The 12,981-nt window shown below is 32.6% G+C and carries 10 protein-coding genes and 4 pseudogenes; 10 read left to right on the forward strand and 4 right to left on the reverse strand.

All coding sequences use genetic code 11. From position 1 onward, the window contains the following. Positions 1-57 precede the first annotated feature (57 nt). On the forward strand, positions 58-870 hold the full coding sequence (locus ACQKNR_RS06210) for a MerR family transcriptional regulator (protein WP_427316185.1): 813 nt from the start codon (positions 58-60) through the stop codon (positions 868-870). A 102-nt stretch (positions 871-972) separates the two neighbouring features. On the opposite strand, the gene ACQKNR_RS06215 is transcribed toward ACQKNR_RS06210, so the two are convergent. Both ACQKNR_RS06215 and ACQKNR_RS06220 read right to left on the reverse strand, forming a co-directional pair. Next, entirely contained in the window at positions 973-2,199 is a 1,227-nt protein-coding gene (locus ACQKNR_RS06215; RefSeq protein WP_427316187.1) for an MFS transporter, read from the reverse strand. A gap of 257 nt (positions 2,200-2,456) precedes the next feature. Next, positions 2,457-2,723 (reverse strand): annotated as a pseudogene (locus tag ACQKNR_RS06220) (SDR family oxidoreductase); the annotation flags it as partial. On the opposite strand from ACQKNR_RS06220, the gene ACQKNR_RS06225 reads away from it, so the two are divergent. The 6 genes and pseudogenes from ACQKNR_RS06225 to ACQKNR_RS06250 all read left to right on the forward strand — a co-directional run bounded on the left by ACQKNR_RS06225 (position 2,668) and on the right by ACQKNR_RS06250 (position 8,544). Further along, positions 2,668-3,015, forward strand: coding sequence for a winged helix-turn-helix transcriptional regulator (locus ACQKNR_RS06225; RefSeq protein ID WP_427317001.1), 348 nt, complete (start codon positions 2,668-2,670; stop codon positions 3,013-3,015). The pseudogene ACQKNR_RS06220 and the gene ACQKNR_RS06225 sit on opposite strands and share 56 nt — an antisense overlap. A gap of 286 nt (positions 3,016-3,301) precedes the next feature. Next, positions 3,302-4,063, forward strand: coding sequence for a class I SAM-dependent methyltransferase (locus tag ACQKNR_RS06230; protein ID WP_427316189.1), 762 nt, complete (start codon positions 3,302-3,304; stop codon positions 4,061-4,063). A 130-nt stretch (positions 4,064-4,193) separates the two neighbouring features. Beyond that, positions 4,194-5,027, forward strand: coding sequence for an alpha/beta fold hydrolase (locus ACQKNR_RS06235; RefSeq protein WP_427316190.1), 834 nt, complete (start codon positions 4,194-4,196; stop codon positions 5,025-5,027). Positions 5,028-5,142: 115 nt separating this feature from the next. Then, positions 5,143-5,940: a VOC family protein gene (locus ACQKNR_RS06240; RefSeq protein WP_427316192.1), complete on the forward strand. Its 798-nt coding sequence runs from the start codon at positions 5,143-5,145 to the stop codon at positions 5,938-5,940. Between the two features lie 930 nt (positions 5,941-6,870). Then, positions 6,871-7,050: pseudogene (locus ACQKNR_RS06245) on the forward strand (hemolysin BL-binding component precursor); the annotation flags it as partial. 708 nt (positions 7,051-7,758) lie between these two features. Beyond that, a complete protein-coding gene (locus ACQKNR_RS06250; RefSeq protein ID WP_427316194.1) occupies positions 7,759-8,544 on the forward strand; it encodes an enoyl-CoA hydratase/isomerase family protein in 786 nt (261 codons plus the stop codon). Positions 8,545-9,092: 548 nt separating this feature from the next. Here ACQKNR_RS06250 and ACQKNR_RS06255 read toward each other — a convergent pair. Both ACQKNR_RS06255 and ACQKNR_RS06260 read right to left on the reverse strand, forming a co-directional pair. Next, positions 9,093-10,343 (reverse strand): MFS transporter, encoded by a 1,251-nt coding sequence (locus ACQKNR_RS06255; protein WP_427316196.1) that lies wholly within the window; start codon positions 10,341-10,343, stop codon positions 9,093-9,095. Between the two features lie 27 nt (positions 10,344-10,370). Next, positions 10,371-10,964, reverse strand: a complete 594-nt coding sequence (locus tag ACQKNR_RS06260; RefSeq protein WP_427316198.1) for an ArsR/SmtB family transcription factor — start codon at positions 10,962-10,964, stop codon at positions 10,371-10,373. A 256-nt stretch (positions 10,965-11,220) separates the two neighbouring features. Here ACQKNR_RS06260 and ACQKNR_RS06265 point away from each other — a divergent pair. The 3 genes and pseudogenes from ACQKNR_RS06265 to ACQKNR_RS06275 form a co-directional block, all read left to right on the forward strand. Beyond that, positions 11,221-11,361 (forward strand): annotated as a pseudogene (locus ACQKNR_RS06265) (IS4 family transposase); the annotation flags it as partial. 383 nt (positions 11,362-11,744) lie between these two features. After that, on the forward strand, positions 11,745-12,716 hold the full coding sequence (locus tag ACQKNR_RS06270; RefSeq protein WP_427316200.1) for an NAD(P)H-dependent glycerol-3-phosphate dehydrogenase: 972 nt from the start codon (positions 11,745-11,747) through the stop codon (positions 12,714-12,716). 69 nt (positions 12,717-12,785) lie between these two features. Next, positions 12,786-12,881: pseudogene (locus ACQKNR_RS06275) on the forward strand (LysR family transcriptional regulator); the annotation flags it as partial. Positions 12,882-12,981: the final 100 nt, after the last annotated feature.

The raw sequence follows: 12,981 nt of genomic DNA on the forward strand, positions 1-12,981 counted from the left end.
GTCATTGTTTAAGATGAAGTTGAGCTTCGAAGTAGATTTAATGTATAGGAGGAAACTATGTTTAAAATAGGAGATTTTTCAAAACTATCTTCCATTAGTATACGTATGTTGAGACACTACGATAAAGTGGAATTATTACAACCAGTAAAAGTCGATGAGCTGAGTGGTTATCGATATTATTCAGCAGCCCAGTTAAAGAAAGTAAATCGAATTCAAACGTTAAAAGATATGGGGTTTAATATCGCTACCATTAAAGAAATAATAGAATGCGATAATATAGATAGTATAAAGGAGCAATTTCTAATTCATAGTGCCCAAATTAAAGAAGACATGAATAATCTCCAAAAACAATTACGTCTCCTCGAAGCCTCAATGAAAACGATGAGAGAGGATGTTGGTGAGATGAACTATCATGTTTCAATAAAAGAACTTCCAGAGAGAAATGTAGCTAGTGTTAGAAAAGTTATTCCATCATATAATTGTGAAGGAGATTTATGGAGTATATTAATGCAAGAAATTAATATTAAAAATATTAATATTGCTAATCCGAGTTATAGTATCGCTATCTTCCATGATCATGAATATAAAGAAAATGATGTAGAAGTAGAAGTACAACTAAATATTTTAGGAGAGTATGAAAATACAAGAGATGTTGATTTTAAAAAGGTGAAGCCAATGAAGGTGGCATCTATAACTGTTAACGGAAGTTACGAACAAATGACAGCCGTAAATGAGGCTGTGGCAAAATGGATTGAGACAGAGGGTTACGAATTAGTAGGACCAATGTTTAATATTTATCATGTTAGTCCAGCGATGGAATCGGATCCTAATAAGTGGGTTACAGAGGTTTGTTATCCGATTAACAAATAAGTAATAAAAAAAGGCATGTTTTATGCCTTTTTTTATTAATATCTTAAAACATATAATGATTTGATTCATCAACTACTAGTACAATATGCACTTGTTCCTCCACTAAAGTTTTCTTATCGGACTAAATAATGCAATAAAGACTTCTATTAATTTAGTAAAAGCAGCTAAAGCAAATACAAAAACAGGATTATAAGCTGAAATAATGCCTCCTACTAATGCTCCAAGTGGCATAGCTAATCTAGTAAGTACACGCGAAAATCCTAAAACTCTCCCTTGCATATTTGATGGAACGGTTTCTTGACGAACTGAGGTTACAATCGTATTCCATGCAATATTGCAGGTCATTGCGATACCGAAAGCGATGCCAGGCGCTAGCCAGTATGTACTCCATAGTGCAATAGTTAACCCAAGTGTTCCGGTAAATAGGAGTAAAGGAATAAGAACACCGCGCCGTAATCTCTTTTCTAAAGGAATTGCAATTAAGCTTCCTAAAAGGCCCCCTATTCCAATGAAAGTATAATTAAAACTACTTTGTTCTGAGGTAAGATGTAATGTCGATAATAAATAATACATGAGTACACCTAAGACAGCACTTGCTCCAAAGTTTCCTACCATAGCTTGAAGAGATAAAGCTATATTTAACCGATCTTTTTTGAGCCATTTGAATCCATCAAACAAATCAGCTAGTATATTTTGAACCGTATTCTTTTCATTATTTTTACTGTTTAAAGTTTTAATTGATGGTAAGAGTAGCACAGCAATTAATGTTGCAATAAAAGAAAGAACATTAATCCAAAGAACTTGAAAACCACCAATAAAAGAAATGAAAAGACCGGCTAACATAGGTCCAAAAAGACTAGATAGTTGATTGACCATTTGATATAGAGAATTAGCCTTTGTTAATGTTGCTCCAGCAATTTGCGGAATAACTGTAACAGTTGTTACATCAAAAAGCATAGACATAACTGCTAAAATAAAAGTAATTACGTATAAGTGCCATATTTCTAATAGATGTAATAAATGTAGAATCGGCACGAGACTTACTAAAAAAATACTGGTTATATCGGCTATCCAAAGTAGCGTTCTCCGATCATAACGATCTACAACAACGCCAACTACAGGGCCAAATATGACGATTGGCAATACGTTAATAGCAAATAAAGAGCTCATGATAACTGCCGAACCGGTTAATTGATAGGCAATCCAAGGTAATGCAAAGGTATATAGTGAATCTCCGATACGTGAAATGAATAAACCAAAAATGAAAATCTTGTATTCTTTAGAAAAAGTTGTTTTTACAGTAATACTTCTTTCCTGTTTCAATTTCACAATTTTATGAACCACCTTTATGCTAGAGGAATTTGAAAATAATCCGTCCGATACTTATTAAATATAGAATTCTGCAAGACTTTGTTGAATCCTACCTTTATAAGCTGAATTTTTGAAATAAGAGGGCAGGGTGGAAATGAATTTTTTTAGATTGGAGGTGAGATTCACCTAAATGATTTTACATCTAGTATAATCTTTGTTTTAAACAGAATCCTCCTTAACTCAAGGTGATATAAGGAGGGTTATTTTTATTGTAATCAATGATATGTGTATCCTCCATCCGGAAATAATACATTACCTGTAGTAAAACTATTTTGCATTAAATACATGACAGTATGTGCAATTTCATCATTATAGCCAGGTCTCTGTACAAGAGAAAGAGACTTATAACCTTCATAAGCAGCTAGCCTTTTTTCGTTTTGTTCATTTTCCCTTCGTATCGTTCCAGGAGAAACAACATTAACTCTAATCGGAGCTAATTCAACAGCTAAAGCTTTCCCTAAACTTTCAATAGCACCATTACAAATAATCGGTGGTAAATGGAAAACACTCATTTTATTTATATTATTAACAGATGGAACGAAACGGTTTGGTGAATTAAAGCGATTAATACCAGACATATCTCAAGGAACATTAGCGAAGCAACTTCGTGAACTAGAACATGATCAACTAATAAAACGCGAAATTTATCAAGAAATACCACCTAAAGTGGAATATAGCTTATCTGAACATGGAAAAACAGTCAGTACTGTATTAGATAGTATGTGTGGTTGGGGAAGAGGACATTTAGAATTTATCGATAAAAACAAACAATAAAATTATTATGTAAACTATGTATAGCGTGTGGGGATATATTGTTTTAATAATTTGTATTTTATATAATTAAATAATGTTATAGATTATTATACATGTAGTCTTCAAAATGAGGTGGTATAGATGAAATACTGTATCGTTCGAAGTAACTAGTTGTTTGGGGTTGAAAAAATGCGTATCAGATATAAAAGGAGACGAAGGCCCTTTTATGAAAATATCAACTTAGAGTCTATTTCGGCATAATCAGAATGAAACATTTCATGCATGTTTACAAAGGGGAAATAATAAAATGAACGAATTAGAGTATAAAAACTTTTATGATAAAGTAGGAAGATTAAATGGATGGGATTTTAGTAAAATAAAATGTGAAACTGTAGGAGATACATGGGACTTTTATAGCGAAGTAAAAGAAAGATGCAAACCATCACATATTCTACTTGATGTTGGTACAGGCGGAGGAGAGAATGTACTTAACATAGCATCTGCAGCTAAATTACTAATTGGAATAGATAATTCAAATGGCATGATTGAAAAAGCACATTCCAACTTAAAAAAAGCAGGTGTACAAAACGTTGAGTTTCTTCAAATGGATTCTGAAGTTTTAACGTTTCCGCATGCTTATTTTGATATTGTTTCAAGTTGTCATGCACCATTTGTAGCATCAGAATTAGCAAAAGTCATGAAAAAAGGTGCTTTTTTCTTAACACAACAAGTATGCGAACATGATAAATTGGACCTTAAAGAAGAATTTGGAAGAGGACAATGCTTAGGCGAAAGAGATGGCACATTAAAAGAAAAGTATATGAGTGAACTTATTAATGCGGGATTTGAACTCGTGCAAGTACGTGAATATGATGTTACTGATTATTACAATACTCCTGAAGATCTCATTTTCTTATTAAAACATACGCCTATTATTCCTAATTTTGGGGAAGAGGAAGAGGATTTTAATATTTTACAAAAGTTCATTGATGCTAATAGTTCTGAAAAAGGTATTTGTACGAATTCAAAAAGGTTTATGATTATTGCTGTTAAATCATACTGTATATGAACGTAAAAGCTGGTTTTCTTTAAAAGGAAATCAGCTTTTTTGTGTAGAAAAGAATGCAGGGAAATCTTGAAAATAATAGAAATATATATAATGTGTTAATCGTAAAATTTAAATATGGAGGATAATTGTTGTGAAATGTTACTTTATGAATAACGATAAACTAAACGTACATATTACTGAGTGGGGGAATAATGATAAACCCGTTATCTTTTGTTTACACGGACTAGGAAGTACGAGTTTAAGTTTTATAGAAGTTGCAGAGAAATTAAAAGAAGATTATAGATTTATCTCTATCGATGCACCAGGACATGGTAAAACAGCTCCATTTGAACGAACGGAAGATTATGAGATGCAAAATTTAGCGCATTGGTTAAACGAAATTGTAAATGCACTTCAAATTGAACGTTTTTATTTTCTTTCTCATTCTTGGGGAAGCTTCGTCGCGTTATATTATTTATTAAATAATCCAGAAAAAGTATTAGGAAGTATTCTTATCGATGGGGGATATCAAACAAAAAGACTTCAAGAAGAAACACTTCAAGAGGAAATCGCTTTTTACGAAAAGGATTTTGATGAATATGTTTTTAATAATTGGGATGAATTCTTTAAAAGTGAAAAAGAAGCTTATACTAGATGGTCTCCATTATTAGAGCTTGCAGTAAAGGATCTTGGTATAGAAATGGATAATAACGTATGTTGGCATGCGAGGGGGAGAACAGCTAGCAATATTATAAGAGGTATGCATAAGGATGAAACGATTGATATATACGAGAAGTTACCATCTAATATTGTTTTACTTCGAGCTACAGTTCCACAAATTTGGGCTGATTATAGAGATAAGACAGGTAATATTTTTAAAGAGAAAACTGATGGTGTAGTAAAATTAATCCCTGATACAACACACATGTTGCACTGGGATAAACCAGAAGTTGTTATTGCAGAAATAAAAAGTCATTGGAGCTAACATATTCATACTAAAGTTGTAGTTTCTATATGAAAAATCCATCCTTCGGTTTGATTTTATCTATTTATAATTGTAATACAATACAAATAGATAGTATGAAATAGGGGGATATAAAATGATTACACATATTTCAGATATAAAACTACAAACGGTTTCAATAGAAGGGGTAAAACAAGTTTATAAGGATATATTATCTTTTCCAATAAAAAAAGAAACAGAAGCATTTATCCAATTTGAAGTAACACCTTACACAACAATTAGCTTTCAAGAGGTGTATGAGCCAATAGCACCTGCGCATTTCGCTTTTGAGATTCCATATTCAAAATTTCATGAAATAGCAAAATGGCTTGAAAAGTCTGGATTACTTATTGTGAAATGGAAAGATGGAAATACAATTGGTGAGGAGAACGGTCTATTCAATTTATACTTTAAAGACGGTGATGGAAATCTTCTCGAAATTATCGCACATAGTTATGTTCAAGAAAAAGTACTAGTCCCGCATTCACCGTTACACATTTTATACGTAAGGGAATTTGGTCTTCCGGTTAAAAGTGTACCTGTATTTACGGAATGGTTGAAATCAAATCTAGATATGAAAACGATGGAAGATGGGGATATTTTTAACTTTGTTATAGGTGGAACTGCATATATAGTTGCAACCTGGTGGCAGCGACCTTGGATTCCAATTGCGATGAAAGCTTTACCACCGAAAGTACATGTTTCTTTCGGAACACCAGATTACACATTTCTACAACGAATTCAACATAACTTTAAGAAAAATAGTGTTCCATTTGAATGTAAACATAATGAGGTATCATTTCTTCAGCAGGGATATTCATTTTCTGTTGTGTATACACCAGAGTTTCATTCTGATATTCCAAGTAAATTAAACTTACCACTTTCTATCCTATAATAGAAAGTGGTAAGTTTAATTTGATTTAAAAAGCTAATATAATTGTAGCTTTGAAATAAAGTTTGATTAAAATGGATTCCACTTTTGAGATTGAATATTTATCTTTCATAAAAAAGTTTGATCATTTTTGTGATCTTTCCTCCATTAAAGCGCCCGTTTCTCGAATAACTATAGGTTTACCTCATATTTATCTCGTCCTGTTTTGAAATATTTATCCAATGTTTTAAAGAGTAGTTAAATGGAAATTTATAGTTAAGAGTTTATAGTGAAAAAATTGATTTTAGTGACATTAATATTACAAAACTGTAAGGATTAGCTCATTAAAGATTTTTAATAAAATAGTTATTTGAAACGAAAATATGTACCAAAAAAGAGCACCTTGTACAGGCACCTTAGTAAATTTCACAAAATAATCAAGATACTTACTACATTCTTATTTATATGTTTCAGATAAAAAAACAGAGAAAAATCCTTATTATGTATTGAAATAAAAAAACATTCACAAAAATTGTACATGTCTATATAAAGTTAACGTCTCGTTCATGTAAATATATGTTTGTTTTATGAAATGGTGCGTACCTTTGAAAAAAGTAAAGAGCTCCTTAAAAGGCGCTCAATGACTAATAATGAGATGTATATGATTATTGTATGTATGTTTCTAATATAGGTGCAGTTTTTATATAAAATCTTTATTTGAATGAAATGAAGAATGAAAATAAAAAGGACCTGTTGTTTATAACAGGCACTTTCCTTCTAAAAGCAACCGGAGGTAGTATAATTTCCGGTTAATGTTCATGTATGTCAAACGAATTTAAAGATGATTAATCCAATGATAATTTAATAAAATCGTTACTTTGCATAAAAAATAGGAGTGCGTGACCAAAGCACTTCATGACGCTAATAGCAACACCTATAAAAGTATATGAGTAATATAAAGTTATGAATTTAACTAAAAACACTGTTCATAATATGTGGAGTGGAGGACCAAATACAAACATGTGGGCTGACTGGCTTTCATTTAATCCAAAAGATGAACTTGCGGTGGTAGCAGTAGTGGATAGGAAAGAATATGTTGTATATAAAGACAAAGTAGAAAATATAATGAACTGAACTCGAAAAGTTAGACAGAAAAATTACGCAGCAATAATACTAACATATATATCTTTGGAAGATACATTAGTAGATGACAGACAAGTAACAATGAATCATGATGAAGAAACTGAAGAAGTAGATTTAATGTCTATTTTACCATTTGAGTATTAATAAATAGTTTTAGAGGTACCGCCACATGTCTATCAAGCTAAGAAAACAGCTCATCCCCAAAACGATAAAATGAGATGTCTTGTTACAAGAGGGTGTAAAATTTCGTTCTGAGATGCTACAAAATTTTAACTTGATGGGCATGAGTCTGTACCCTTAAAAAAATGTGATGTTTAGAAGAAAGGCGCGACATTTTAAAAGGAATTTGTGAAATTTTACCCCCTTAAGTATTTTTTCCTAAAGAGGATTTTTATGTCCAAAGAAGAACATTTTATATTGAAAGCGGTTTAAAGAGGTCTGTGGGATAGGTTCTGTGTCTGAATATTAGTCGTGTTTAAAAATGCAAGATGTTTCGCCACAAGGGCATTCTACGAGATTAAATTGATGAATAAAAAACTTTTTTGAGTTGTGCAGTATATTCTAAATATAATCTCACTTATGAACGAGCAATCAGTCGGTGATGACATCTCAGTAAAAATCCTCTCTTAATGTTATAAAAGAAGCGATAGAAATTAGTAGCCTTTTGTGTCTGCACACTAAACTATCGGAGGGATTAAAATGTTAAACAAAAGTGTCGTCCTTTACACTGAGGAAAGTGGTATTGCAAGAATTACATTAAACAGACCGGAATCACTAAATGCGTTAAACCGAGATGTTCTGGAGCAACTTTCCTCCGCCTTGGACAGGGTTAAAACTAATTCAAGTGTAAAAGCATTGATAATTATCGGTGCCGGAGAAAAGGCATTTTCCGCAGGTGCTGACATTCAGTTTCTCAATAAAGCCACTCCACTAGAAGTACGGGATTTAGCTCAGTTGGCTGTTGCGGTTACTCATAAAATCGAGTCATTAGGAAAAGTGGTTGTTGCTGCCATCAACGGATTTGCACTAGGAGGTGGACTTGAGTTAGCTGAATCCTGTACGATTCGTATTTGTGCTAATCATGCTAGATTAGGACATCCTGAAGTCCGTATTGGAGCTGTTGCCGGATTTGGAGGAACTACGAGATTGCCCAGACTTATAGGTAAGGGGCGTGCTACAGAACTGTTGCTCACTGGAACCGCGATAAGCGCAGACGAAGCATATAGAATAGGACTGGTTAATAGGACTGTTGAGCCTGATAAATTATTATCAGAGGCAGAAGCGCTTATCCAAGAAATTCTATCTCAGGCTCCTATCGCAGTAAAAATGACTTGGGAGGCAATTCATCGGGGAGGTAATTTAACTTTAGAAGAGTCGGCACGTCTTGGAGCAGATTATTTCGGTTTGATAGCGTCCACAGAGGACTTCAGAGAAGGTACTAAATCATTTTTAGAAAAGACCAAACCATCATTTAAAGAAAGATAGTTAATCGAACCAATCATTTTGGGAATTAATATAAAGTTTGATAAAAACGATAAAATAATTTGGGTTGAACTCTTTATATGTAAAAAAATGAGTTTTTTTGCAAAATCATGTATTTGCATGAGGTAAAATAGCTTATTTTTATCAATCTTTTTTATAGTTTATTAATAGGGGTATCATCACACATCCATCAACCTTTGTATAAACATATACTTTAAGTTGATGTGGGGTAGCACCGCATCACCATCAAGCTAAGATTTTGAAGTACCCCCAAAACGAAATTTTTATCTCTTGATAGTTATTTATGTAAATTTAGATTGTTTTTTCGTTTATAGGATCAACCGATATCTTAAATTGATGACGATGGGGCATTTCAAAATCTTAAGTTGATGGGCATCCCCTAATACTGAATAATATACTTATTTCCAATAAAAATAATATACCTCTGTACACCCAATACGGGAAAATTTTTTAGTACATTTATAAATAGCATTGCTCCACCTGCTTAACCGGAACCAACATTTAGTTTCTAGAAACACTGCACTGTTTAGTTAATTTGTATCACGTACAATTTTATATTTTGTTATAAAAAGAATGGATAAGATAGTTATGAGTAAGCCGCAACATAGTAGAATGTTAGATATAGAAATGCCAAATGTTAAGCATATAGATACAAAAGCATAAGATAGCGGAACTAAACCATTCGAAGAGGCATTTACGAAACTCATAACTCTCCCTAGCTTATCTGTTTCACTGTTTTCTTGAATAATAGACACCAGTGGTACATTAATCATAGAAGACATGAAACCCATTATCACAAGTAAAAGGATTCCTTGCCATAAAACATACATTTGACCAAGGAGAGAAAGAAAAATACCAAGAAAAGAAATAAGTATTAGAATAGAAAGACCTCTATTTTTCCTAATATTTAAAAGCCCGATCAATAAAGCGCCTCCTAGCATTCCTCCTTGATAAGAGCTTTGTAAAAGACTTACCTCAACTGCCTTTCCATGCAATACTTGGCTCGCTAGCAATGGAATTCCCATAAGTAAAGGGCCAAAGAAGAGGACGTTTATTGTCATTAAAATAAAAAGTATAGATTTTAAAAAAGGCATGTTCCATACATATTGAAAACCTTCTAATAGCTCTTGTTTGGTAGATGCTTGCTTAGAGGATGGTGAAGAATTTTTTTCTTTAATACATAATGTGAAAGCGGATGTAATTAGTAAAAAGCAAGCAACGAAGAGAAATAAAGCCGAGAAAGAACTAACTGTAATAATCCAGCCACCTATCATTGGTCCGGCAAACATTGCAACTTGATTGGAAGTTTGAATAAAGGAATTAGATCGAGTTAACATCTCTTTTGGGACTAGAAGAGGAAGAAGAGACTGATTCGCTGGTGAAAAGAAAGCATCCAGAATTCCAAATAGTAGTGCAAAAAACAGTAACGACCATAAATTTAATAGATGTAAATGTAATAAAGTAATCATTACAAAAACCAGTAAAAAACGCGTGAAGCTAGAAACCAACATAATTTTTGAACGTTTTAAGCGATCTGCCCATACACCTCCAACAGTCATTAGGAGGACTCGTGGGATTAGAGTTACCATCATGACAATCCCAAGTGCTGATTCCTGACCTAAAGCTCGAATAACATACCATTGCTCTGCAAATAGGTAGGTTGAAAGAGCAAGAGAAGAAGAGGTACTAGATAACCAAAGAAATAAGAATGCACGATTTTTAAATAATGACATGCTTGTATACTTAGGTTGAACTTGTTGTGATATAAAAGGCTCACTCAAAGAATATTCCTCCCCACAAATAATGAATTATAAATCTTCGTTAAAAAGCAGTTGATCAATTTCAAAACCTGTGATTGTAACATAAAAGTTTTTATTAGTATCAGTTTCTGTGGAAGTTGCTAAAGTTTCTTTAACAAGGTTTCTATACTGATTTAAAAACTTTATAAATTGTTCTTCTGTTAATGAAAATTCTGTTTGCATCGAGATACTTGGCCAATCTTCAACATGGGAAGATGTTAAATCGAATGAAGTATCTGGAGCAGTTAATACTCTTGTTTGCGCACGATGTAATACTTCTAAATAGGATTGTCTTGTTGCCTGTTGCGATTCCATGTAGTGAAGTAAGTGATTTGCAGGAATAAAGCCACGCGAAACAGCCTGATAGTACTTTAAAATATTCCCTCCCTGTTCTTCTTTTTTTACTAATTGAATGATGTTGTGTTTTTCTAGTTCGCGGAGGTGATAGAGTATTTTTGCGCGAGAAAGATTTAAAAGCTGGGCAAGTTGATGACCTGTATATGGCTTTTCGACTAAGTATATAAGCATTTTTGTACGTAATGGATCGCTTATTACTTTTAATTGATCGTATGTTTCAATAATGGAAATTGCCTTTTGTTTCATTATACATCATCCTTTTTTTTACTGGTTAAATTTATTTAACTCGATTGTATTGCAATTTTAAATAAAAAGCAAGTTAATTTAGAAATTTCTGAATAAAAACAAAATACCCCCTAAAATAAAAAAATACGCTATTCTTTCTGTAGAATCATAGGAAAGGGTGGCGTTTTTGTATGTCTATTTCTGTATCTGATGAATTACAATTATTTGTTCAAGAAATTCAAAGCTTTTTATCCCAAAATATCTTACGAACTCTTAAGAGCTATCAAAGATTCTAATTCGCCTGTTCAACCTCCTACAGCAAAACGGGAGAAAATCTCATCGATATGAGAAGAAAACAGTCTTTGATATATTAGGTGTCGTTTACAAATGTACCATGTCTGATAATCAAGCGGCTTAAATCAAAAAAATGAAACCAGTTAGGGTTTATTTCGTATGCAAATCTTTAAATTCCCTACACATAACCTTTACAAAAAAAGAAACAACCTCTACTATAATTGACGCTGTATGAGCTTAGCTTGATAGCGATGGGGTAGCACCACACATCCATCAACTTAAAAAATCAAAATCCCCCATAAAGAAAATTCTATCCATTGTTGACTACTGATAATGTCGCCTTATGTTAATTAGAGCTGTATGGAATATACATTATTCCCTGTGCAACTAACGAACAGGTTAGTTGCACAAGATGAAGGATATTTGTTAATGTTTATCCAATATTGAACAATATAAGTAAACCATTCATGTAAAGGAAAACATAGTAAAAAATTTATAAAGACAAAGGTGAGATTATTGAATATTTCAGTTCTTGGTTGTGGACGTTGGGGTACTTTTATAGCTTGGTATGCTAACAAAGTTGGTCATAATGTAATGTTGTGGGGGAGAGAAAACTCAAGAAATTACATTGAATTAAATGAAACAAGAAAGAATGATTATCTTAAGCTCTCAGAAGATATCGAGCTAAGTAATTCTCTACATAAAGCAATTTCATTTGCGGAGATTATTATTATATCGATTAGTGCACAGGAATTACGTTCATTTGCTAATCAACTAAACTTAATTAATGAAGTACAAGGGAAAACCTTCATCTTATGTATGAAAGGACTTGAAGCAACAAGTGGAAAGAGGCTTTCTCGAGTATTTGGTGAAATCGTTGGAAAAAATACCAATATAGCTGTTTGGGTAGGACCTGGACATGTACAGGATTTTGTGAATGGCATTCCGAATTGTATGGTGATTGGATCCGAGAATATTGGTATCACTAAGAAGATTGTGCAGGAGTTTAATAGTGATTTAATAAGGTTTTACTACGGACAAGATTTGATTGGCAATGAAATAGGAGCTGCTACAAAAAATGTTATGGGAATCGCCGCAGGAATGTTGGATGGATTGAATTACAGCAGTTTGAAAGGTTCACTAATGGCTAGAGGGGCCAGGGAACTTTCACGTTTGGTTACAGCTATGGGAGGAAATGATTTAACGATATATGGATTGAGTCATTTAGGAGATTATGAGGCAACATTGTTCTCATTACATAGTCATAATCGAAAATTCGGAGAAGCGTTTGTCTTAGGTCAAAAGTTTGAAAAATTGGCAGAAGGAGTTTCAACAGTAAAAGCATTGAAAGAATTATCTAAACAATATAATGTTGAACTTCCAATTAGTAACGCTTTATATGAGATTTTGTTTGAAAGTAAAGATGCAAAAGATACGTTAGAAGAACTTTTTTTAAGACCTGTTAAATTTGAATTCTAATGATAAGATGTTTTTTATTGAAAATCGCTTCGTCAATAAACGAGTGTAACGTTATACTTTAAGATTTAAAATTTAAATTCTAAAATTCCGATTGGTATATTAATTTCTACTAAAAATAACAATTATTTAAGTCGAACGAAACAAAATATTGTTAATCTTATTTAAGAATCTTTATAGCTGTGTAAAAAGATTATATAAATGTTATTTCAAATACGTATATAACCTTTGTAATTTCAAAGATTGATGCAATAACGGCATTTATTTG

The organism is Bacillus sp. NPDC094077 (assembly GCF_050279465.1).
Lineage (GTDB): Bacteria > Bacillota > Bacilli > Bacillales > Bacillaceae_G > Bacillus_A.